This is a genomic window from Streptomyces sp. CA-135486 (assembly GCF_050936555.1).
GTDB lineage: Bacteria > Actinomycetota > Actinomycetes > Streptomycetales > Streptomycetaceae > Streptomyces.
Genome location: NZ_JBNJMM010000002.1, coordinates 2,892,894 through 2,915,123 on the forward strand (window position 1 = coordinate 2,892,894; position 22,230 = coordinate 2,915,123).

Here is a 22,230-nt window from a genome sequence, read left to right on the forward strand (position 1 = left end):
GGAACTTCAGCATGCCTAAGCGCACCCTTGCGCGTCATCGCGCGCTCCTCACTCTCGCCTCGCAGCCCTGGACCCTCTACGAGGACGACCCGGCGGCCGGCGGTGGAGGTGGTGGCGGAGTAACCGTCAATGAACATGGCTATCCGGACAACACCGCTACGGCGGACATGAGTCCGGAACACCAGGTCGCCTACTGGAAGTACCAGTCCCGCAAGCACGAGCAGCGAGCCAGTGCGGCGCCTGACGCTGCGGAGCTGGAGCGACTTCGTGCGGCTGAGGCGGAGCTCGCAACCCGCAAAGCCGCGGAGCTGAGCGAAACGGAGCGGCTCCAGAAGGAAGCGGACGACGCGAAGGTACTCGCTGCGCAGAACGCTGCGACGGCTGCAGCTGCTACCGCGGAGCTCCTGCGCGTGCAGGTAGCGGCCGACAAGGGTCTGACCGTCGCACAGGCGAGGCGGCTGCAGGGCTCCACGAAGGAGGAGCTCGAAGCCGACGCGGACGCCCTGAAGGCGGAGTTCGGCACGGGCCAGGGCGGCAACGAGGGCGCCGGAGGACACCGCGTAGGCGGCTCCCGCGGGGGCGACGTCGGTAAGTCCGGCGACGTGAAGAGCGGCGCGGACCTCTACCGCGAGCGCTTCGCGAAGAACTGATCAACCCACCAAACACGGAGGACACATGGACCTCAGCCTGAAGACTGAGACCTTCACGCAGGACCGTCGGGACTGGCTGGGGTCTGCCCACGGTACCGACGCGCCTGTTTCGGCGTCCCTTGACGTCACCAAGTTCACGGCCGGTACCCACTACCCAAGCGGCTACCTGAAGAGCGGTATCCCGCTGGGCAAGGTCACCGCGACCGGCAAGTACGGCCCGTACGACAACGCAGCGGCTGACGGCCGCGAAGTCTGCGTTGGCTTCCTGTTCACCGGGGTCGACGTCAAGGCCGGAGCGACCACGGTCGTCGGCTCGATGCTCCTGCACTGCTTCATCCGTGAGGCGAAGCTCCCCGTCACCATCGACGCCGCCGGTAAGACCGACCTCGGCTCCCGCGTCGTCTTCGTCTGAGAGGTAGAGCATGCAGCTCATTACTGAATACGCGACCCCCGCGGTTCTCACTGGGTACGCCCGTGAGGCGGAGCGGGAGCGCGAGGAGAACACGTTCTCGCTGGAGCGCTGGCTCCCAAACCAGACCATCAACGATCTGACGTACCGCTTCGCTCGCGGTGGCGGGGGCCTCACTGAGGCCGCGCAGTTCCGCGCGTACGACGCTGAGTCGGACATTGGGACTCGGCCCGGGGCGTCCCGCGTCAGCGGCGAACTGCCGCCCATCTCGCGAAAGATCCCTGTCGGCGAGTACGAGCGCATTGTGCGCCGGAACTCCGACACTCGCGCAGAGGAGCTGAGGGACGCGCACCTCGCTGACGGCGTCCGACTGGCGTCCCAGATCTCCGCTCGTGTCGAGCTGGCGCGAGGCTCCGCGATCTTCAATGCGGCAGTGACCCTGGCCGAGAACGGCGTTCAGGCGTCGGTCGACTTCGGCCGCAAGGCTGAGCACAACGTGACCGCCGGCACCGTTTGGTCTAACCCCGCGGCTGACGTGATCACCGACCTTCAGAACTGGCTTGAGGTCTACAACGACACCAACGGTGGTGACCCGGACGCGGTGCTGATCTCGCGTTCCATCTTCATGGCGCTGAAGCGGAACACGATGCTTCGCGGTCTGTCGACGACTGGCGCGACTGCCCCGTCCATCCTGACGGATAGCCTCCTGGAGGCCATCCTGGCGGACCACGGAATCCCGCCGCTCGTCCGGTACGACGCGAAGGTGTCCGTGGGGGGCGTGGCGACGCGCATCACCCCGAACGACAAGCTGGCCTTTATGCCGCCGCAGGGCGACGCTCTCGGTAAGACGCTGTGGGGCGTTCCGGTTGAGGCCGACGACCCGCGGTACGGCCTGGCGGGCGACGAGGCTGGCATTGCCGTTGGCGCGTACAAGTCGGAGGACCCACAGACCGTGTGGACCCGCGCGACCGCCATCGTGCTCCCTGTCGCTGCCGACCCGGACCGGACCTTCGTCGCTGACGTCCTCTGATCAGAAACGCGAGGCACCCGCGCATGGCCAAGCTAGCAACGGTCGTCCATGTCACGGATGACGAGGGCGTGAGCCACGCGTTCACCCCCGCTGACGAGGTCCCAGCGTGGGCCGCGTCGAAGATCACCAACCCGAAGGCGTGGGCGGAGGCCCCGGAGACGAGCTCCGCAAGTCGACTAGCGGAGTCCCCTCCGGTGAAGAAGGCAGCCCCCGCCAAGCGCGCCCCTGCGCGACGGAAGGCGGCTACCGGTGGCACTGTTCAGCACGACTGAGCTGCGAACCATCACGCGTCAGCCACTGACTGACGAGCAGTGCGACCTAGCGCACGAGCTGACGGCGGACGCGTTCTATGTCGAAGTGGGGGACCGGGTAACCGATCCCCCACAGCGGGGCGTCAAGAGCGTCGCTCTCATGGTCGCAGCGCGGATCCTGACCAACCCTGGCGGACTTCGGTCCGAGCAGGCAGGCGGCATGCTGCAGACCTACGCGGATTCGGAGACCGGCGTCGTGCTCTCGGAGGACGAACGCCGACGGCTCCGGCGCGCGGTAGGTCTGGCCTCGGGGGCTTCGTCCCTGGATATCGCTCCTGTCGACGACCCTCCGGTCTCCGTGTGGAGGCCGACGTGAGCCTGATCGCGTCTCTGATGAGCGAGACGGTAGAAATCCGACGGCCCGGATCCATGGTGCGCGACTCCACGGGGTCGCTCGTCCCCGGACCCACGGTGACTATCTCCGTCGACTACTGCGCCGTCATGAGCCCGTACGGCGTCACCGTGGGCTCGTCCTTCGAGATACACAACGCGAGCGAGACGGTCACCACGAAGCGCGTACTAGCCGCGCCGGTCGGCACCGACGTTCGGTCAGGCGACCGGATTCACCGGGCGAACGGTGAGGTCTGGGAGGTCGACGGGCGCCCGCTCGTCTTTCCCCTCACGGCGCTTGCGCGCGTGGAGGCACAGCTGAAGGAGGTAACCGGCTGATGGCGCAGTACAGATCGACGTACACGGGCCGGTACTCCGGTATCGGAAAGATGCTCCAGCGCCCTTGGCTCCAACGCCCATGCAAGCAAGCTGCCGTGAAGATGAAGGGCCATGCGGAGGGATTCTCCCCGACCGGTGACCCGTCGGAAGACAGGCACCCGGGCCTCTATCGAGCCTCCTTCGACGTCGTACCGATCTACAAGAACGTCCCCTTCCGCGGTAAGCCGCGCATGCGCCCTGGCGCCCGCCTGATCAACACCGCTCCGCACGCCTGGCGCGTGGAGAAGGGCGACGGACGAGTCCCGCGTTATGCCCCGCTTCAGAAGGCCATGGACGCGATGAAGGCGGCTCACCTTGGCTGACATCGAAGCGGTTCTAGCGCCATGGGTGGAGGCGACGTTCAACGTCTTCAGCGCCTCAGAAACGCCGGCGGACCTGGAGCAGCGACTCCCCGTGGTACGGGTGGAGCGGCTCGGAGGATCGGACGCGCGCTTCCGCGGCCACCCGAGCGTCGCAATCGACGTCTTCGCGGCTACGGCCGACGAGGCGCGGACCCTGGCAAACAGCATCCGGGACGCACTGCTCTTCCTCCGGGGCCCGGTGAACGGCGCCGTAATCAGCGACACTCGATGCGATTCCGGACCGTCCCGGCAGCCGTGGGCGAATGAAACCGTCTATCGCCGCGGAGCTACCTACACCGTGAGCTTCCGGGCCGCGTAAACCCCAATCCACTGACCCGAATTGCCTTAGGCGTTCGGGCCTTTCGCATGCCCTGGAGGCATCATGGCGGATACCCGCAATGCCGATCTGACGTTCGGCGCAACCGACTACCTCGTTTACGCGGCGGCCGTGAACACGGCTAAGCCCGTGGCTTTCGCGGACCCTGCGACGCCGTGGGTCAACCTCGGTTGGATTACCACTGAGGGCGGCCTCTTCAAGACTGAGGATGAGTCGAAGGACATCGAAGCGGCTGGCAGCCTGGAGCCAATTCGGACGCTCATGACGAAGTCGAAGAAGTCGGCTCAGGTCACCTTCCTGGAGGGGCTCAACCCTCTCGTGCGTGCTCTCTACGACAACGTTCCAATTGCGTCCCTGGAGCCGACGACCGACGTCGCATCCTACGACCTTCCCGACAAGCCGAACGACCTTCGGTACGCATTCCTCTTCGACACCATGGACGGTGCGAAGCGTATGCGCCTCTACATGCCGAACGGCAAGGTAGCGGAGCGTGGGGACGAGCAGCCGCAGACAGAAGACGTCATGCCGCTGCAGATGACTTTCCGCTTCTACAAGGGTGCTGCGGGCACTGCGGCCGTTAACCGCGCCATCAAGTACGGCGGCGTTGACGTTTCCGGCTTCTTCCCAGCCCCGTAATCAAACCAGCGGAGCCCTGTACCGCGCGGGTCCGGGGCTCCGCTTTCTCATGCACTGACGACCCGCGCAATTCGCAAACCCCTGACATAGGAGACCCGCGCGCATGACTGAGATCACTCCCGCTGAGGCGCAGGAGAACGAGGCGGCCGACGGCTACGGCGTCGCCAACCTGAACGGCAAGCCCCTTCGTGTGAAGGCGGTTGGGCAGTGGCGGCCGTCGTACCTCCGAGCCCTCCGACAGGGCGACTACGACCAGTGGGCGGCTGGCGTCCTGCACGAGGACGACGTACAGAAGTTCATCGACGCTGACGCCACCTTCGACGAGATCAACGAGTTCACGGCAGCTGCGATGGAGTCCACGGGAGAGGCCCCGGGAAAGTCTGGCGGACCCTCGCGATCCTCACGGAGCACGCGGAAGCGCTAGAGGCGGATCTGGCATTCCGCGGTATCGACCTCCTGGACGTGTACCGCGGACGCCTATCCCTTCGACGGCTCCGGATCTTGATCGAGCATTTGCCTCCGGAGTCGTCCACAAAGACCGCGCTCCGTAACACGGTTGACCCCGCAGAGCTAACGAAGCCGAGTGCGGACTACCGCCCTGATTTGGCGCCATGGAGCGGCGTAGAAATCCTCCTGGCCTCCATCAAGGACGAGCTAGTGATGAGCCGTGGCGTTGCAATCGCTGCGGCCGGCGGAAGTCCACCCGAATTCAAGCCGACACCACGCCCCGGAATTCCCCCGACGTCGGGCAGCGGACGAAAGACGCTTACCGACGAGCAGCGCCGCGCCCTTGACCCGCGGTTGAGAGACCAGCCGAAGGAGGCGTGATGGCGGACCTGGATATCGTCGGCGGTGCTGGCGTGGATGTGGTGCCCGTTGCACCAACGTTCCACACGAAGCTGAAGGCCATCGTCCTCCCAATCGCTGACCGTGTCGGCGAAGAGGCGGGAAGGCGGATGGGGGAGGCGATCTCGAATAACATCGTGGTCGCCATCCCCAACGCCGTTAACCAGGGTGGCAATGCCGCTCAGCGAGCAGCGACGAAGCAGGGTAACGACACTGGCGGCGCCTTCGCGCGAAGCCTGCGGATGAAGCTCGAAGCCGCTTTCAAGGCAATGCCGAAGCTGGACGTCCGCCTGTCGGATACCGGCGTTGACGCTGAACTCGCGCGACTCCGCGCCCGCATGGAGACCCTCTCCGGTAAGCGCATCGGGATTGATGTCGACGTCGCGCGCGCTGAGGCGGAAGTCAAGGCGATCGACGAGGAGCTGAAGCGTCTCGGAGCCTCGCATCCGAACGTCGCGGTACGGGCGGACACCGCCACGGCTCGCGCTGCCCTTGCGGAACTCCGGGCGGAGATTGCAGCCGTCGACGAGAAGAAGCGCGTAAAGATCGACGTAGACACGACCGGCGCGCAGGGCGCCGTGATGGCGCTGGCAATTCAGATGGGCATCCTTACCGCCATCCCTCTCGGTCCGGTACTGACTGCCGGACTGGGTGCGCTGACGGCCATGGTGACCACGGCCGGCGCTGGCTTTGGCTCACTGGCCCTGGTGGCTATCCCCGCCATCAAGGGCGTGACGACGGCCCTGCAGGCGAAGAAGGCCGCGGACGACGAAGCATCGAAGGCGACCGCCAACGGCGCAGCCGCAAACGGGCAGGCAGCGCAGCGAGCCCTACAGATGGCTGGCGCTCAGCAAGCCCTCGAATCCGCCCACCGGAACGCCGCGCGCAACATCGCGCAGGCTAACCGTCAGGTCGAGGACGCGGAACGCGCCGTCGCGCAGGCATCGCAGCGAGCGGCGGACCAGCGTCGACAGGCTGCTGAGGCTGTCGAGCGGGCTGAGCAGTCCCTAGCGGACGCCAAGCGAGCCGCACGACGAGCCGAAGAGGATCTGACGCAGGCCCGGGAGGACGCTGCACGGCAGCTCCGGGACCTGAACGACAACCTGGCGCAGGGCGCTCTAGACCAGCGGGAGGCAACTCTCCGCGTCCAGAAGGCGCAGCAAGACCTTCAGGCGACGCTAGCGGACCCGAAGGCCACGCAGCTCCAGCGCGACGAGGCGCAGCTGACGTACGAGCAGGCGCAGCTTCACGCGAAGCAGCAAGCACAGGATTACAAGGATCTGCAGAAGTCGGCCGCGGAGCAGCGGAAGGCAGGCGTCAAGGGCAACGAGGCGGTAAAGACCGCGTCCGAGCGCCTCGCAGACGCTCAGCGGAACGTCATCGAGCAGACGAAGGCCGTCGCGGACGCTCAGCGTGCTTCGGCTCGCGCACAGGTGGAGGCCGCTCAGACGGTCGCCGACGCGAACCGCCGCGTGGCGGATGCTGTCGAGAACGCTGCCAACGTCCAACTGTCGGCCGCGGAGTCGATCCAGTCTGCTGAGCGAGGCGTGGCGTCGGCTCGGCTGTCGGGCATGTCCGCGACGTCGAAGGCGCTGACGAAGCAGGAAGAGTACCGCAAGGCAATAGCGAAGCTGACGCCGTCACAGCGAGAGCTGTACGACTCAATAGCCGGACCAACTGGTGTCAAATCCGCATTCGACGCCTGGCAGAAGAGTCTTCAGCCGCACGTACTGCCGCTCTTCACGCGCGGGGTCGACGGGGCGAAGGCATCACTGCCCACCCTTACGCCGCTCGTTATCGGTGCCGCGGACGCTATCCAGACGCTGATGGACAAGGCGAGCGCGCAGCTTAAGACGCCGTTCTGGCAGGGGTTCAAAAAGGACCTGGCGGGCAACGTGAAGCCGGCCATCGTGGGATTTGGCGTGGCGTTCGGCAACGTCGTCAAGGGCGTCGCTGGAATCATCGACGCCTTCCTTCCGCACATGGACGGGATCGCGAAGAAGTCGGACAGCATCACAGCGCGCTTCGCGAAGTGGGGGACGAGTCTCAAGGGCTCCCCGAACTTTGAGAAGTTCCTGGCCTACGTGAAGGAGACTTCGCCCGGGTTGGCGGAGTTCCTCGGCAAGATCCTGGAGGCGGCTCTCGACGTCTCGAAGGCTCTGGCTCCGCTCTCGGAAACGATGTTCGCGGTACTGGGCCCGGTCTTTGACGCAATCTCGTGGCTGTCTGAGAACTGCCCGGCGTTCGTTCAGATCCTATGGACGGTCTACTTCGCGCAGAAGGCAATTTCGCTCGGCATGGCAGCCTTCGCGGCAGCCATGGCGCTCTACGAAATCGTCATCGCTGGCGCGACGTTGGTCACCTCCGGGTGGGCCGTAGCGCTCAACGCGACGGGGATCGTCCCACTGATCAGAGCCATCGTCATAGTGATCGGACTTCTGATCGCAGCTGTCATCTACGCCTACAACAATTGGGACTGGTTCCGAATTGCCGTAGACGTGACGGTCGACTCGATCGGTAAGTCTCTTTCGTGGGTCTGGAAGACGATTCTTCAGCCCGTGTTCTCCGGAATCTGGACGGCTCTGAAGGCCGTTGGCGACGCGGCAGTCTGGCTCTGGGATCACGCTTTGGGGCCGGCGTTCAGCTTCATCGGCAAAGCAGCCCAGTGGCTGCTGACGGCTGTGGTGACGATCGCCCTCCTGCCCATCTACCTGGCCGTCAAGGCTGTTGGCGCAATCGCCATGTGGCTGTGGGACCACGCCTTCGGGCCTGCGTTCGGCTTCATCGGGGACGCTGCTTCACTGCTTTGGAAGGCGATTCTGCAGCCGATTTTTGGCTGGATCGGCGACAAGGCAAAGTGGCTGTGGGAAAAGGCTGTTGGGCCAGCGCTACGTGAGATCAAGCGGACGTTTGAAGCTCTCGGGGACGCTGCCAAATGGCTCTGGGAAAAGGTCCTCCGCCCTTCCTTCAACTTCATTGGCGATAAGGCCAAATGGTTGTGGGAGAAGGCGCTGAAGCCTCCTTTCGACAAAATCAAGGCGGCCGTTGGTCTGGTGGCCGACTCGTTCGGCAAGGCGAAGGACTCGATCAAGTCCGCATGGGACAAGATCGAAGGCATCGCGAAGAAGCCCGTGAAGTTCATCATTGAGCACGTTTACAACGGTGGAATTGTCCCGCTGTGGAACAAGGTTGCGGACATCACCGGGGCTGGCAAGCTGAAGAAGCTGGACCTTCGCGCATTCCACACGGGCGGCGTTATGCCCGGGTACACACCGGGGCACGATAACCAAATCATCGCTGTCGGCGGTGGTGAGGCAATCATGCGCCCCGAGTGGACGCGCGTGGTCGGCGAAGACACCATCAACTCGTGGAACGCGGCTGCACGATCCGGCGGAATCAGCGGCGTCCGGAAGGCAGTCGCTGCGGGGATGCCAGCCTTCAAGGATGGCGGAGTTGTCGGGTGGCTGAAGGACAAGGGGAACGCGGTCGGGAACTTCTTCTCCGGCGCTGCTGACTTCCTTGACCCGATTAAGGTCTTCGGCAAGGCAAAGGACTTCGTCAAGGACCAAATGAAGTCGCTCCTCACGAATCCATGGGCCCGGTCGCTGGCAGAGATGCCCCCGAAGATGCTGACAGCCTTGAAGGACAAGGCGCTCGACTTCCTCGGCTTCGGCGGAGGGAGCGGCGGAGGCTCCTGGATCAAGCCCGTAAACGCGCCCTACGGTACCCCGTTCGGTAAGAAGGGCTCGATGTGGAGCTCCGGCCGACACACCGGTCTGGACTTCCCCGCTGCGGTCGGGACGATCATCAAGGCCGTGGCCGACGGCAAGGTCAGCCAGGCGACGGGCGGAGGCCCGTATGGCAATCACGTCATGATCAACCATGGCGGGGGCCTGGCGTCGCTGTACGCGCACATGTCGCAGATGCTGACGTCGGTTGGCAAGGCCGTGAAGCAAGGCCAGGCGATCGGACGCGTCGGCGCGACGGGCAACGTCACCGGGCCGCACCTCCACTTGGAGGCACGCCGGAACGGCAAGGCCGTCGACCCCATGCAGTACCTGACGGGTGGCGGAGGAACCACGTTCAACGCGAAGGCTGTGGGCTCTGCACAGGCATATGCAAAGAACATCCTCGGCAACTACGGATGGGGACCGGAGCAGTTCGGTCCGCTGAAGAAGCTGTGGGAGGGCGAATCCGGCTGGCGCTGGAACGCTCTCAACCCGAGCAGCGGCGCCTACGGCATCCCGCAGGCACTGCCCGCGGAGAAAATGCGTTCTGCCGGCGCCGACTGGCGGAAGAACCCTGCGACGCAGATCCGTTGGGGCCTGGACTACATCAAGCACCGTCCCGACTACGGCAGCCCTGCAGCGGCGTGGGCGAAGTGGCAGAGCCGCTCTCCCCACTGGTACGACGACGGGGGCTATCTGCCTCCCGGTCTGAACGTTGTGGCCAACGGCACCGGAAAGCCAGAGCCCGTGTTCACCTCCTCGCAGTGGGACACCCTGCGCGCGAACGCTGGCCAGGGCGGAGGCCCGACGACGGTCCACGCCGACGTGAAGGTCTACGTCGGAGACCGCGAGATCACAGACATCGTGCGCACGGAGATCGTGACGCACGAGGAATCAACGGCTTCGGCCATCGACACTGGAAGGTGGGTCTGACGTGCCCGAAGAGCCTGAGATTGTGCCCCCGATCGTCATCATGGAGCCGGAGCCGCCGGAGCTTGGCGGCGACGAGGTGATCACGCCTCCTTCCGGTGGCGAACCGTCCTACCCGACTCCGGGCGCTCCAGCGGAGCCGGGGGAGGACGTGGGCTAAGTGGCAATCGCCGGTAATCTCCTGTCGGCCAACGCGGAGAGCATCGAGACTGATGCCTCCGCGTGGGTCGCAGTCATCAACGCAAACAGCATCGCGCGCGGTACCGGCGGCACATCGGGAAGCTTCTGCCTCAGCTTCAAGGCGACGGCTGCCGGAGACTGTCAGGTCGGACTCGCAACCCGTGTTGCTGTCACACCAGGGGCTCAGCTCGTGTGCTACGCGAGCGTCTGGGCTGCCGTGGCAAGCGGGCAGTCCCGCGTAGAGATCCGCTGGCACGACGCCGGCGGAGCGCTGCTGAGCACGACGCAGGGGCCGTTGGTCACTGCGTCGGCGCCCAGCTGGAATCAGAACGCCGCGATTGGAACGGTCCCCGCGTCGGCCGCGACGGCGAACGTCATCATCCGCGTCACAGGTACGGCCGTCAATCAGAACTGGTTCGCAGACCGGGTCTTCCTGGGGCCCACTCCTGCCGTCTCAACCGGCAACCTCCTGGATTGGGAGACGCAGGATTTCGAGGTTGACGCCTCGAAGTGGACGGCGACGAACGCCGTACTCAGCCTGCAGTCTGCAGCCGCGACGAACTTCCAGGCGCTGAAGATGACTTCGTCGGCAGCTGGCGACGCGGTTGCCCAGACGGTCGCCACACCAGCCGTGACCCCTGGTGTGGAGTACATCGCGTATGCCTACACCAACCCCGGAACGGCTGGCCTGACGGCCCGCATGCAGATTCAGTGGAGGAACGCGGGGGGCGCAACGCTCAGCACCTCCTCCGTCAATTGGACGCCAAGCGCGGCAGCGTGGACGCGGATAGCCGTGATCACTAAGGCTCCCACGGGAGCCGCTACGGCCCGTGTCGCGGTAGTGGGAGCTGCGACGGCAGCGTCCCAGACATGGGGCGTAGACCGCGTGGTCCTAGCACCGACGAGCGCGCTCACCATGGCTGGCAACCTCCTGCCCTACAACGTCGCGGACATGGAGCAGGACGTCAGCGGCTGGAGCATCACTGGCGGGACGACGTCCCAGACGACGGAACAGGTACTGAACGGCGCCTACGCCCTGAAGGCTGTGGCGTCCGGCTCGGGGCCGATGGAGATCTCAACCGTCGTACCGGCCGGACCAGTGACGCCGAAGATCGGATATCAGTTCACGCCGGACGTGAGGCTCGGGGCCGGAGTGCCTGTCGGCGCTACGTATCAGACCAAAATGGATTGGCTGGACGCAGGCGGCGCCGTCATCCGCTCTCGCTGGCAGGGATGGAGCACTCTGTCAGGTAGCTGGCTGTCCGGCGCGATGGGGGACATTGCCCCCGCGTCCGCCGTGTCTGTGAGGCTCAGCGTCGTAGTCCCCTCACCCACAGCGGGCGAGACGTGGTACATGGACCTCGTCACCTTCCGCGAAGGGGGCCTGACCGTTCAGGCGGAGCCTGCCCCGGGAGTAGGCGCGGCTCTGACGGTTCGTGGGCTGACGACTGCTGGCCCAACGTGGCTGTGGTCACTGACTCGCATCGTCGCCGGCCAGGCTCCGCAGCCTGTGCGCGGGTGGGCCGGAGATCTGACGGCGCAGGCGACCACTAGTGACGTGTTCGTGATCACGGACTATGAGGCGCCCCTGGGCGTCTCCGTGTCCTGGCGAATCCGGTCTGCAGACCCTGTTCCCGGCGGGAGTCTCGCCTATCTCTCGGACGAACTGACGCTGGACGCTCCAGAGCTGGAGGTCTGGCTGAAGGATCCAGGGCTCCCAGCCCGCGCCGTCATGGCCACCGTCGGACCGCCGCTCCCCTCGTGGACACGAGCCGCCCGCCAGGGCGTGAACGCCGTCCGCGGACGAGTGCGCCCTGTGGTCATCTCCGACGTGCGCAGTGCCCGTTCAGGTCAGGTCGTCCTCGTGACGGAGACCGACGCGGAGCGCGACTCACTTTGGTGGGTCCTGGACGCCGGCGGACCGCTGCTCCTGCAGTGGCCTCCCGCGTGGGGGATAGCCGACATGTACGTCTCCGTGGGGGACGTGACCGAGGCGCCCCTGACGGACTTCGCGGAGCACCACGACCGCACATGGACGCTGCCCCTGATCGAAGTGGACCGGCCACTAGGCGGCATCACAGGTAGCGCAAGCCGCACATGGCAGACCGTGAATGACTCGGGGAGCTCGTGGTCAGACGCGCTTGACGGCGCACTGACGTGGCTCGACGTCTACACCGGAGAAACAGGGAGCTGAGCATGCAGACCGTGACGCCGCTGTTTCTGGAGACCCTGACGACGTCGCACGCAATGGTGGCGAACGTCGAAGCCTTCTACGCCGGTAGCTCCACCGTGCTCGACCTCCCCTTTACGGACGGGTCGGTCACGGTGGACCGGAAGAGCAAGACGCGGCGCTCCCTCTCCCTGACGGTCGCCGATCCGTCGTACCTTCCGTGGGCCGAACTGGACCCCCTGGCCGTCTACGGGCAGCAGCTCGTAGTGAGCCGGGGGATTCGGTACCCGAACGGGACGACGGAGGTTGTCCCGCTCGGGACGTTCCGGATCGACGAGCCGCAGGGAGACGTACGCATGGGCCCCGTGACCCTCACGGGAAAGTCCATGGAATGCGCCCTGATTGACGACAAGTTCGAGGTTCCGACGTCGACCCGTGGACTGAGCAACTGCGTCGACGCTATGACGTTCCTGATTCAGCAAACGCTCCCAACGGCAGCCATCGTCAACCTGACGGCGGGCGCCCGCAATCCATCGTGCGCCATCGTCACATGGGACGCTGGCGCGGACCGTTGGGACGCCGTAACCCAGATCGCAACGTCGATGCAAGCGGAGATCTACGTCGATGCGCTCAACCGTTTTGTGATCGTCGACATACCCAACGTCCTCTCGTCTCCCGCTGCATGGGACGTTGCGGAGGGAGAGGGCGGAGCGCTCATCTCATCGGGACGGCAGATGTCCCGGACCGCCGTTTACAACGCCGTTGTGGCGAGCGGAGAAAACACCGCTGGAACAACGCCTCCAGTCAGCGCCGTTGCGCGCGACACCGACCCCTCAAGTCCGACCCGTTGGGGTGGACCATTCGGCAAAGTCACGAAGAGGATTTCCTCCGGGCTCTGGACAACGGTTTCAGCCTGCACGGCTGCAGCGAACTCCGCGCTATTCGACGCGATAGCCCCGAACGTTCAGACCTCCGTCGACTCCCTGCCGAATCCGGCATTGGAGGCGGGGGACGTAATCCGTGTGACTCACGTGGGCCGCAAAGAGCTCTACCTACTCCAGTCTTTGACGATCCCCCTGACGGCCACGGGGGATTTCAGCATGTCCCTGCAGGGCGGTAAGGAGGACACGTCGTGACCCTCAAGAGGCCCATTGCGGACGCCGTCCAGCGAGCTACAGAGCGGGCCGTAGAGCAGCGTTCAGCCGCCTGGCAGCTGGCCACCGTGACGGCCGTCTACACGGACGGGACTGTTGATATCAGTACAGCGACAGGCCCTATTGCCCGCGTCCGTCGCCTGCGCTCCTACGCCGGCCCTGTCGTGGGCGACGTGGTCCAGGTGGACCGGACTCCAGGCGGCAACTGGCTGGTGGTGGGGACGCTGGCCACTGGAGGCGGATGGCAGCCGCTCACGCTCAGCGCCGGATTCTCTGTGGTGGGTGGCGCGGCGGACGGTGTGCCCAGTGTGCGCGTGACCGATGACGGGATGCTTCATCTATCCGGCCTCGTCAAGGGGGTAGTCCCCGTGACCACCCTGACGCAATTCGCCACACTGCCGACCGGAGTTACGACGACGCTGAACATCCGCGGGCCCGTAGTCACATCCCATAACGCATTGGCGAACGTGACGGTACTCCCGTCCGGTGCCGTCAGCGTCTATTCGTCTATCGCCCACGTCGCAGCCACGTGGTTCCAGCTTGACGCCGTACGAGGCCGCCCCCAGTAACCCCATTTCGATACGCAACCCCTCGTCGACTTGACGCCGGGGCGGAGGAGCCATGCCCAGCTACGACAAGTACGACCAGAAAGTTCCGTACCCCAAGCTTTCCGATGCGCCCAACATCGAAACGGCAATGCGGGATCTCGTAAACGCGGCTGTTGCGAATACCGCTCTGCACTTCGACAGCGCAACGGACCGTGCAGCGACGTTGACAGGCGCCAGTGCGCCGTTCCTCGGAATGTTGACGTGGCTGGACGACGTCAAACGATTCGAGTACTACGACGGAACGACCTGGAAGCGGCTCGTTCCGCCGAAGGCCGGAAACGTTGAACTGCTCACCTTCACATCGCGCATCTCGTTCACGAAGGTCGTCACCTTCCCAACAGCGTTTTCGTCGACTCCGGGCGTGACAACGAACATCAACTCCGGTACGGCAGAAACGGCACAGTGGCACTCTCGCGCCATTGATATCTCGCCCACTGGTTTCACGCTCTTCGTGTTCAGCCCGACGGCAGCCGCGTGGGACAACGTCCCCGTTCGGTGGGACGCCGCTCTCTAACTGGCGCACCACATCAAATCCGCCCCGCAGCGACGGGGCTTTTTCTATGCCCTGGAGGGGATCACCACATGGGTGAAATCTGGATCAAGGAAGCGGAGCGGCTGGGGGACGGCAGCATCGGAGGCGCGATGGACTCCCCGTCGGCGCCCGGTCGCGTCGTCTGGCACACCACGGAGAGCGGCCACGGCAACACCTCCTTCAAGAACGTCGGTCAGTACCTGATCTCCATCGGAGCGGAGCCGCACATCCTGTACGACCCGACGACGGACCGCCTCGGTCAGTACGGGCCGCTGAACGAGTCGGCGCGTGCGCTGAAGAACGACGGCCTGACGAGGACGAACAGGACCGGGCGCGTCTGCATACAGATCGAGGTACTCGCGAAGGCCGCAACCCCGTTCACGGGCTACTGGAAGCCAGGCCCAAACTTCAAGGCACTCATGCGGGCTATCCGCTCGTGGGGTGTCCCTGACGTCTGGCCGGCCGGAGCCCTGGCCACGTCCTACGGCGACAAGGTGAGCCGCTCGCGGACCACGTGGGCGACGAAGGGTGGCCACTACGGTCACGCGAACATTCCCGGAAACGACCACTGGGATCCCGGCAACATCAACAGAAACGCCATCTTCGCGGCTGCCCCGAAGCCGTCGGCTCCAGCTCCGTCCACGCCGAAGCCGTCGACTCCCACCCCTGCGACTCCAACCGTCGACCTGTCCAACCTGATTGCGGCAGCTCGTCGTGACCCGGGCCTGAAGCAGGGGCAGACAACCCACCCCGCGGACGTGAAGCCTGTCGAGTCGGCCCTGAAGCGCGCGGGCCTCCTGAACCCTGCCTACTCGTCCGACGGCGCGTTCGGCTCGTCGACGGTGGAGGCGTACAGGAAGTGGCAACGCCACGTCGGGCTCACGGGCGACGCGGCTGACGGCATCCCGGGTAGGACGTCGCTGGAGAAGCTGGGTGCCCGCTACGGCTTCAAGGTGCGCGCCTGATGGCTCCGGAAGTCCTGATTGCGGTGATCACGGCAGTGTCAGTCCTTGGCGCTGCCGTGATCGCGGCTGTCCCCGCGCTCCTCGCTCTCCTGCGTCGCCACCGTGGCGCAGTAGAGGCGGACGGGACGGCTACCCGCGACGCACTGGACTCGCTGGGAGCACTACTGAACGCCCGCATTGACGACGTCCGCGACGACCTGGACGAGGTCCGCGAAGGCGTCGCACGGGTGCGCGAGTGGCAGGCTGGCCACGACGCGGAGCACCTCCTCATAGGTCAGCCCCGTCCCCGCCCTGGAGGTGAGAGCTAATGCCCATGCCTCCTGGCATCGCGACAGTGACCCTGACGGGTCGCTACATACGCCCCGACGGGACGCCGCTGAAGGGCTCCGTGACGTTCGCTACGCCGGCACTGCTGACGCTGTCCGGCGCTGACACGATCAGCGCAGGCTCCGCCACAGTGACGCTGGACGACAACGGAGTCTTCTCCGTCGTCCTCGTCGCCACAGACAACGCCAACATGCAGCCGACGGGCTGGGCATATCAGGTCACTGAGAAGTTCCAAGACGTCACCGGACGCACCTACGCGATCCAGCTGCCCGCTACGACGCCGATGGTGGACCTGGCGGACATTGCGCCGGCCGACCCGTCGCAAGGTCAGTACGTTCTCGTCCCCGGGCCCCAAGGTCCGCAGGGTCCGGTAGGTCCCACGGGTCCAGCCGGACCGGAAGGCGTGATCTCCCCGGAGCAACTCGCGACGCTTGCCCAGCTAGCGGGCGCGACGTTCACAGGCGTCGTGACCATCGACGGCGCGAACTTCCTCGTCAGCGGCTCCGGGAAGGGCTACCGCTTCCGTCCTCTGGGCTCGCGCCTGGACTTCGAGGGCGCAGGCTCGGACATGATCATCAGCATGTTCGAGAACGGCGACTTCAGCGGCGCCCAACACGCCTACTTGCGGCTGGAGTCCGGCGTCCAGCTGGCGCACGCCATCGGCAAGTGGGTCTTTGCTGGCTCCGCTGACGGTGGCGCCGTGCACACCCTAGACGGCCTGGCGGGGGAGGCAGGGTTCTTCGGAGCGGCTCCCGTAGCGCGCCCCGTCGTCACCGGATCCCGCGCCAGTGGCGCAGCCTTCGACAGCCTCCTAGCGGCAATGGGCGCTCTCGGCTTGATCGACGACCAGACGACGGCCTAAGAATCATGAATGCCTAGCGTCACATTTCCTCGCTGCCCCCACATAACCAAGTCGACAGACGACGAAGGGGAGAGGGCATGGGGAATATCGGCATCATCGGTCGAGCGCGCGTCGGCAAGGACACGGCCGGCGCGTGGCTCGTCGACAACCGCGGATACCGGCGCGTTAGCTTCGCGGACCCCCTGAGGGGATGCGCGCTCGCGCTGGACCCGATCGTCAACACGCGCAGGAGTGGCGGAGACACCTTCATTACGCGACTGGCCGAGCTCGTAGAGATGTACGGCTGGGAGCGGGCGAAGGACGAATACCCCGAAGTCCGCCGCACGCTCCAGCGCATCGGCCAGGGTGTTCGCGCCATTGACGAGGACTTTTGGCTCCGTACCGCGCTGAAGAAGGTGACGGAGGCGAACGAGAACGGCGTGCCCGTGGTCATCACCGACGTCCGTTACCCCAACGAGGCCGACTCCCTCCGTCGCGCGGGCTTCCACCTGGTCTACGTCGACCGACCTGGCGTTCCCCAGATCGACCACGAGTCCGAAGGCGCCCTGACGGCGGAGGACGCGGACCACATCGTCATCAACAACGGCAGCGTGGCCGACCTCCATCGCGAGATGTGGCTCATCGCCGACAAGGTGGAGCGCTTCGAGTCGCGCCGTCACTACGCCCGATCCCTGTCCTGAAAGGACGCTGCATGAAGATCCTCAGCAAGCTGCAGGACGCCGCAAACGACCTCAGTCTCCGCGCCTACGTGGCGCTGCAGGTATTCGCAGCGACGGAGCCTGTGAGGCTGCGAGCGGCACTGACGTCTCTCGTCCTGGTCGGAGCCCTCTACGTTCCCGGACTGGCCTCTGATGGCCTGGCGGAGAAGGTCGGCGCTGTCGGCGCCATAGCCCTCCCGATCCTCGTCGGGGAGTCCACCCGACGGAAGGTGACCCCGAGCGAGTGACCCACGAGCCCCCGTCCTCTCCGGAGGGCGGGGGCTTTCTGCGTTGTGCGTGCCGTACTGGTGGTAGCGCCAGAGGCGTAGACCGGTACGCACCTTACAGAAACTTAAGACAGCCTTATCTCTGGTTAAAGCTTTTGCCTCTGAGGCAGAGTCCCCTCTTCCCTTGACCTGGGAGGAGGGGACTTTTTGCGTTCCGGAGGTCCGTCAGTCGACTAGCGTTGCTAGTTGTGTTGGCCGACACAGCGACGGTACATTCCGCGACATGCCGACCTCACCCGGCCCGCTGCTGTCTGCTCTAGACGCGCTTTGGGCGCGACTACAGAAAGACGTCCCGGTACTTCCTCCGGTCCGCTTCGCTGTAGCGCACACGCCACCGTCACCCAACCACGGCCCAGACCGATGGAAGGAGGAGGACGGCTTACTCTCTGGACTCGTGATCAGTGCGGACACCCTTGACGAGGGGGAGTCCGCAGTTCTGGAGACCGTCCTTCACGAAGCCGCCCACATCCTCTGTTGGATCCGCGGGAAGCAGGACACGACCACGCGTGGCGTCTACCACAACCAAACCTTCCTGTCTGCCGCGGAGGAGGTCGGCCTCGAATGGCCCGAAGGCGCTCAGCGTCTGGCCGGCAGGGGCTACGCAAACCCACGGCTCACGGAGGAGACGCGCGCCAAGCACGAGGCGGATCTCAACGCTTTGGCCGAGTCGATCCCACTGGCGTTGCCTCACTTCGTCGTCCCCGACGCCCCTAAGTCGACGAGGCCGGACCGATTGACGCTGCAGTGCAGGTGCACGCCCCCGCGGAAGATCCGCGTGTCGCAGACCACTGCGGCCGTGGGGCCGATCACATGCGGAGTCTGCGGAAGCGACTTCGAAGCGGCGTAGTTGATCAAGACCGGGGTAGGCTCTGGCTAAGAGCAGTGCTTCGCGGTACCCTGCCCCGGTCACCCCCACGTCAGTCAAGAGGTCCAGATGAGCAGCGAAGTCAATCGACTCACGCCAGGGAGCCCGGTCCCCGTCGACCCGGACACTCTGCCGTCCCTGGACCTGGACGACCTGGCAGGAGAGTCAGAGGCGCAGCTGATCGCGCGTGGCGCGGCCTACGCTCGCGAGTACGCGCGCATTGAGGCTTCGCCGACCATCCTCCTCAAGAACATTGCAGCCGTCGTGGTCGCGCTGCGAGTCCAGTACGACGACATGTTGGGCAAGAGCCACGACTACCGACAGCGCGTGGCAGACATGTACCGCGCGGCAGGCATCCCGCCGGACAGCACCGCGCGGATTCAGACCGCCGTTCGTTGGCACATCGGGAACCTACTCAGGCAGCGTCTGACGGCGCGACAGCTGAGGAAGCTGGGGCTACTGGAGACGTCTCCGCTGGAGCGGCTGCAGGACAACCGAGCCACGAACGCCGCCATCGTCGCGGCAGCCACCGTCTCTGAGGCCGTCAAGGCGTCCACCCCGAAGCCTGCGAAGGGCGGAAGCAAGGGGAAGGACGTGGAGCCGGCCGACCACGCTGGCGCTCCGGTCAGGGCGACGGCTGATCATCTCCGACTCGCGCACGTCGCAGGGAACATCCTGGGACAACTCGACACGAGCGTGGTCAACGAGCACATGACGGACGGGCAGCGTGCCAAACTCGACGAAGAGCTAGCGGCCATCGCGAAGACCATCACTGCCCTGCGTCGGCACACGAGAAAGCCCAGCTCAAAGCGCTGATCGGCCTCCCGACGTCAGCCGCGCTCCTCCTCCGCCCCGTGCCAAAGTGTCAAACTAGACCCCTATTTTCATAAGTCTCTAGACGCGTTAGAGGGTTTTGAAAATAGGGGTCTAGTTTGGCGTTTTGGCACATCCGGCCGCGCGGAGGACGAGACGAAAGATCTTGAAAGTCCCGCGTCACATCCGGCTTTTACCCCCACATAACTAAGTCGCAAGCACACAGCGACGAGGTGGAGGCCGCATGGCCGGAGTGAGCACTATCAAGCGCGGGGGGTCCAGGTTCTACATCAACCCGGACGACGCGCACATCAAGGTACCGGGAGTCACTAGCGTCGTCGGGATGCTGCCGAAGGACTTCCTGACGTTCTGGGCTGCGAAGGAGTCGGCGGAAGCGGCCGTCACGAACTGGGACATCGTCAGTCAGCTCGTGCAGCGTGACCCCGCTGGCGCCGTGGACTACCTGAAGAACGCGCACCGGAGGAAGAGCAAGAGCGCGAGTGACTTGGGGTCGGCCGCGCACGACATGTTCGAGCGCCAGGCGCGCGGGGACATCATCAACCCGAGGCACGTGCACTCGGACATCAAGCCTCACGTTCGGTGGTTCGATGAGTTCCTTCAGGAGCTGCAGCCGGAGTTCCTGCACCTCGAAGAGACCGTCTGGTCGGACACGCACCTGTACGCAGGGTCGTTCGACGCCATAGCCAGGATTGACGGCGAAGTCGTCGTCCTGGACTGGAAGACGTCGAAGGCTGTCTACGACTCCGTGGCGCTGCAGTTGAGCGCCTACCGCTACGCCGACCGGATCATCCGAGCCGACGATGGGGAGTCCATCGACGTCCCGGAGATGGCCGGCGGAGCCGTCCTCCACGTCAGGCCCGAAGGTTGGTCGTTTGTGCCTGTCGAGTGCGGCCCGAAGGTCTTCGAAGCGTTCAAGGCACTCCGCCAGGTCTTCGACTGGGAGGCCGACGGAAAGAAGAAGGTCGTCGGCAAGCCCATCGCGCGTGGCGGGGAGCAGGAGACCGGTACGCAGAGGAGGGCAGCGTGAGCAAGCGAGCGACGCTCACCCTGGACATGGCCAACTCCGACCGGCGGTACCCGGCGTATCAACTGAGCATCAACGCACTGAGCGGTGAGCACAGCGGGCACGGCTACCGGCTGATGGGCCCGAAGTACGTGGGTCGCAGCCGGAACCTTCGGACAGTGGAGCTGGACCAACGGGACGCCGACGAGATCCGGGCCATCCTGAACGAGGTCTTCCCGCAGAAGGGGGAGAGCGCATGACGGCCCTGGAGGACATCCTCCGCGAAGCGGAGCGGCACATCGACTACAGCAACAGGGAAGAAGTGCCGGACGAGGTTTTCGACGTGCTGCGCGCGCTCGTCGGCGAGGTCCAGGCGCTGAAGGAACGCAAGGAAGCGCCCGGTCTGACCCTGTCGGCCATGACCCGGACTGACGCGCTGCAGCTCGCCCGCGAGCACGTAGAAGCCATGAGCACGAACGCCCGCGGCTATCAGGACGGCGTCAAGCTGGCGGACAAGGTACAGGCCATGGACGCGTTCGCACGCTTCCTGATGGGGGAGAGCGCATGAAGATCGACACACCGATGATGGAGCTGGGAGCGGCCGTGGCTCGGGAGATGGAGGCGGAGGAGCGACGCCAGGCGGAGCAGCGGGCGAAGTTCGTCGCAGCATTCACGCGGTTCGTTGGGGCGCTGGCAATGCTCCCCGTTCAGGCGTGGGCCCTGATGCTCGTCTTCGGCGCAGTTCACAGCATGGCGGCGCCGGTTGCTGCCGTCAGCTACGCAACCGCGCTCGGCCTCGTGCTGGGCCTGGACCTGGCGGCGTACACGACGAAGAAGTTCCGCAAGTAGCACACGGCACACACGAAGCGGGGCGTTCCTGACGGGGCGCCCCGCTCTTACGCATGCGCAGAGGAGAGAGCATGACGGAGACCTTCACCCCGGCCTTCGTGGCCTGGCCGAAGACGGCGCGGCTGTTCCGAGACATCACAATCACCGAGAAGATCGACGGCACGAACGCCGCGATCCACGTTGACGAAGACGGCAACGTCGCGGCGCAGTCGCGGAACCGGATCATCACGCCTGACGCAGACAACTACGGTTTTGCCCGGTGGGTGCACGAGAACGCTGACTCGCTTCACCAGATCCTCGGATCCGGCCTGCACTTCGGAGAGTGGTGGGGGCACGGGATCCAACGCCGTTACGGCATGACGGAGAAGCGGTTCAGCGTCTTCAACACCTCGAAGTGGACTGGGGAAATGCGCGCCGGAGGCGACGGCGAGGAGCACGAGGAGCCGGTGATCCGGCTCCGCGGTGGATCCATCAGCGCGGTTCCTGTGCTCTACGAGGGCACGTTCAGCGAGGAAGAGATCACGTCCGCGCTGCTCAGCCTGAAGGCGTACGGCTCTGTCGCGGCTCCTGGCTTCGACAATCCCGAAGGCATCTGCGTCTATCACTCGCAGAGCCGGAACGTCTTCAAGGTCACGTTGGACAACTACGACGCAAGCAAGTGGGAGAACGCATGAAGCACTACGCCGCAATCTGGATCCTCGTCGCTGTCGTCGTCGCGACGCTCATCCTGACGTCCTGCAACTTCCGCGACGGCTCCGGCTCTGCGCAGCCTGGCTATGTGGAGATCGACGTCGATCACCCGAAGCGGCCGAAGGCGCCCAGCTACAGGGCTCCGAAGGCCCCGAAGGCTCCGGCGTACAGAGCGCCGTCGCGGAGGCGCTGATGGCCAACGACGAAAGAAATCCCTACTGGTGCTACACGCATCAGCGGATCTGTGCGCCGTGTCCGA

Annotated in this window: 29 protein-coding genes; all 29 read left to right on the forward strand. The window is 65.3% G+C overall.

The window, feature by feature from the left end; translation table 11 throughout:
- The first annotated feature begins 11 nt into the window (after positions 1–11).
- The 29 genes from ACQEVG_RS32635 to ACQEVG_RS32775 all read left to right on the forward strand — a co-directional run bounded on the left by ACQEVG_RS32635 (position 12) and on the right by ACQEVG_RS32775 (position 22,164).
- On the forward strand, positions 12–650 hold the full coding sequence (locus tag ACQEVG_RS32635) for a hypothetical protein (protein ID WP_432990507.1): 639 nt from the start codon (positions 12–14) through the stop codon (positions 648–650).
- Positions 651–675: 25 nt separating this feature from the next.
- Positions 676–1,062 (forward strand): head decoration protein, encoded by a 387-nt coding sequence (locus ACQEVG_RS32640; protein ID WP_432990509.1) that lies wholly within the window; start codon positions 676–678, stop codon positions 1,060–1,062.
- Between the two features lie 10 nt (positions 1,063–1,072).
- A complete protein-coding gene (locus ACQEVG_RS32645; protein WP_432990511.1) occupies positions 1,073–2,089 on the forward strand; it encodes a major capsid protein in 1,017 nt (338 codons plus the stop codon).
- 23 nt (positions 2,090–2,112) lie between these two features.
- Positions 2,113–2,361 (forward strand): hypothetical protein, encoded by a 249-nt coding sequence (locus ACQEVG_RS32650; RefSeq protein WP_432990513.1) that lies wholly within the window; start codon positions 2,113–2,115, stop codon positions 2,359–2,361.
- Positions 2,339–2,716 carry a hypothetical protein gene (locus ACQEVG_RS32655; RefSeq protein WP_432990515.1) on the forward strand — a complete coding sequence of 126 codons (378 nt, stop codon included), beginning with the start codon at positions 2,339–2,341 and terminating at the stop codon, positions 2,714–2,716. Before ACQEVG_RS32650 ends, ACQEVG_RS32655 begins: the two co-directional genes overlap by 23 nt.
- On the forward strand, positions 2,713–3,069 hold the full coding sequence (locus ACQEVG_RS32660; RefSeq protein WP_432990517.1) for a hypothetical protein: 357 nt from the start codon (positions 2,713–2,715) through the stop codon (positions 3,067–3,069). Before ACQEVG_RS32655 ends, ACQEVG_RS32660 begins: the two co-directional genes overlap by 4 nt.
- Positions 3,069–3,431, forward strand: a complete 363-nt coding sequence (locus ACQEVG_RS32665) for a hypothetical protein (protein ID WP_432990519.1) — start codon at positions 3,069–3,071, stop codon at positions 3,429–3,431. The genes ACQEVG_RS32660 and ACQEVG_RS32665 overlap by 1 nt, the downstream gene beginning before the upstream one ends.
- Positions 3,424–3,789: a hypothetical protein gene (locus tag ACQEVG_RS32670; protein WP_432990521.1), complete on the forward strand. Its 366-nt coding sequence runs from the start codon at positions 3,424–3,426 to the stop codon at positions 3,787–3,789. The genes ACQEVG_RS32665 and ACQEVG_RS32670 overlap by 8 nt, the downstream gene beginning before the upstream one ends.
- A gap of 63 nt (positions 3,790–3,852) precedes the next feature.
- Complete coding sequence (locus ACQEVG_RS32675; RefSeq protein ID WP_432990523.1) at positions 3,853–4,443, forward strand: phage tail protein; 591 nt, start codon at positions 3,853–3,855, stop codon at positions 4,441–4,443.
- 103 nt (positions 4,444–4,546) lie between these two features.
- The gene (locus tag ACQEVG_RS32680; protein WP_432990525.1) at positions 4,547–4,867 is read left to right on the forward strand and encodes a hypothetical protein; all 321 of its coding nucleotides are present in this window, start codon (positions 4,547–4,549) and stop codon (positions 4,865–4,867) included.
- Positions 4,868–5,270: 403 nt separating this feature from the next.
- On the forward strand, positions 5,271–9,950 hold the full coding sequence (locus ACQEVG_RS32685; RefSeq protein WP_432990527.1) for a peptidoglycan DD-metalloendopeptidase family protein: 4,680 nt from the start codon (positions 5,271–5,273) through the stop codon (positions 9,948–9,950).
- 1 nt (position 9,951) lies between these two features.
- Positions 9,952–10,107, forward strand: a complete 156-nt coding sequence (locus ACQEVG_RS32690) for a hypothetical protein (RefSeq protein WP_432990529.1) — start codon at positions 9,952–9,954, stop codon at positions 10,105–10,107.
- The gene (locus ACQEVG_RS32695; protein ID WP_432990531.1) at positions 10,108–12,321 is read left to right on the forward strand and encodes a hypothetical protein; all 2,214 of its coding nucleotides are present in this window, start codon (positions 10,108–10,110) and stop codon (positions 12,319–12,321) included.
- 2 nt (positions 12,322–12,323) lie between these two features.
- A complete protein-coding gene (locus tag ACQEVG_RS32700) occupies positions 12,324–13,433 on the forward strand; it encodes a DUF5047 domain-containing protein (protein ID WP_432990533.1) in 1,110 nt (369 codons plus the stop codon).
- Positions 13,430–14,020, forward strand: coding sequence for a hypothetical protein (locus ACQEVG_RS32705; protein ID WP_432990535.1), 591 nt, complete (start codon positions 13,430–13,432; stop codon positions 14,018–14,020). The genes ACQEVG_RS32700 and ACQEVG_RS32705 overlap by 4 nt, the downstream gene beginning before the upstream one ends.
- A gap of 52 nt (positions 14,021–14,072) precedes the next feature.
- Positions 14,073–14,573: a hypothetical protein gene (locus ACQEVG_RS32710; protein WP_432990536.1), complete on the forward strand. Its 501-nt coding sequence runs from the start codon at positions 14,073–14,075 to the stop codon at positions 14,571–14,573.
- A 68-nt stretch (positions 14,574–14,641) separates the two neighbouring features.
- Positions 14,642–15,556, forward strand: a complete 915-nt coding sequence (locus ACQEVG_RS32715; protein WP_432990538.1) for a peptidoglycan-binding domain-containing protein — start codon at positions 14,642–14,644, stop codon at positions 15,554–15,556.
- Positions 15,556–15,864, forward strand: a complete 309-nt coding sequence (locus ACQEVG_RS32720) for a hypothetical protein (protein ID WP_432990540.1) — start codon at positions 15,556–15,558, stop codon at positions 15,862–15,864. The genes ACQEVG_RS32715 and ACQEVG_RS32720 overlap by 1 nt, the downstream gene beginning before the upstream one ends.
- Positions 15,864–16,745: a hypothetical protein gene (locus ACQEVG_RS32725; RefSeq protein WP_432990542.1), complete on the forward strand. Its 882-nt coding sequence runs from the start codon at positions 15,864–15,866 to the stop codon at positions 16,743–16,745. The genes ACQEVG_RS32720 and ACQEVG_RS32725 overlap by 1 nt, the downstream gene beginning before the upstream one ends.
- Positions 16,746–16,822: 77 nt before the next feature.
- On the forward strand, positions 16,823–17,425 hold the full coding sequence (locus tag ACQEVG_RS32730) for a hypothetical protein (RefSeq protein WP_432990544.1): 603 nt from the start codon (positions 16,823–16,825) through the stop codon (positions 17,423–17,425).
- Between the two features lie 11 nt (positions 17,426–17,436).
- A complete protein-coding gene (locus tag ACQEVG_RS32735; RefSeq protein WP_432990546.1) occupies positions 17,437–17,691 on the forward strand; it encodes a hypothetical protein in 255 nt (84 codons plus the stop codon).
- A 433-nt stretch (positions 17,692–18,124) separates the two neighbouring features.
- Complete coding sequence (locus ACQEVG_RS32740; RefSeq protein WP_432990548.1) at positions 18,125–18,577, forward strand: hypothetical protein; 453 nt, start codon at positions 18,125–18,127, stop codon at positions 18,575–18,577.
- A gap of 87 nt (positions 18,578–18,664) precedes the next feature.
- Positions 18,665–19,411, forward strand: coding sequence for a hypothetical protein (locus tag ACQEVG_RS32745; RefSeq protein ID WP_432990550.1), 747 nt, complete (start codon positions 18,665–18,667; stop codon positions 19,409–19,411).
- Between the two features lie 241 nt (positions 19,412–19,652).
- A complete protein-coding gene (locus ACQEVG_RS32750; protein WP_432990552.1) occupies positions 19,653–20,456 on the forward strand; it encodes a hypothetical protein in 804 nt (267 codons plus the stop codon).
- Positions 20,453–20,692 carry a hypothetical protein gene (locus tag ACQEVG_RS32755; protein ID WP_432990554.1) on the forward strand — a complete coding sequence of 80 codons (240 nt, stop codon included), beginning with the start codon at positions 20,453–20,455 and terminating at the stop codon, positions 20,690–20,692. Before ACQEVG_RS32750 ends, ACQEVG_RS32755 begins: the two co-directional genes overlap by 4 nt.
- Complete coding sequence (locus tag ACQEVG_RS32760) at positions 20,689–21,000, forward strand: hypothetical protein (protein ID WP_432990556.1); 312 nt, start codon at positions 20,689–20,691, stop codon at positions 20,998–21,000. The genes ACQEVG_RS32755 and ACQEVG_RS32760 overlap by 4 nt, the downstream gene beginning before the upstream one ends.
- On the forward strand, positions 20,997–21,281 hold the full coding sequence (locus tag ACQEVG_RS32765; RefSeq protein ID WP_432990558.1) for a hypothetical protein: 285 nt from the start codon (positions 20,997–20,999) through the stop codon (positions 21,279–21,281). The genes ACQEVG_RS32760 and ACQEVG_RS32765 overlap by 4 nt, the downstream gene beginning before the upstream one ends.
- 71 nt (positions 21,282–21,352) lie before the next feature.
- Positions 21,353–21,955: an RNA ligase family protein gene (locus ACQEVG_RS32770; protein ID WP_432990560.1), complete on the forward strand. Its 603-nt coding sequence runs from the start codon at positions 21,353–21,355 to the stop codon at positions 21,953–21,955.
- Complete coding sequence (locus ACQEVG_RS32775) at positions 21,952–22,164, forward strand: hypothetical protein (protein WP_432990562.1); 213 nt, start codon at positions 21,952–21,954, stop codon at positions 22,162–22,164. Before ACQEVG_RS32770 ends, ACQEVG_RS32775 begins: the two co-directional genes overlap by 4 nt.
- Positions 22,165–22,230 lie beyond the last annotated feature (66 nt).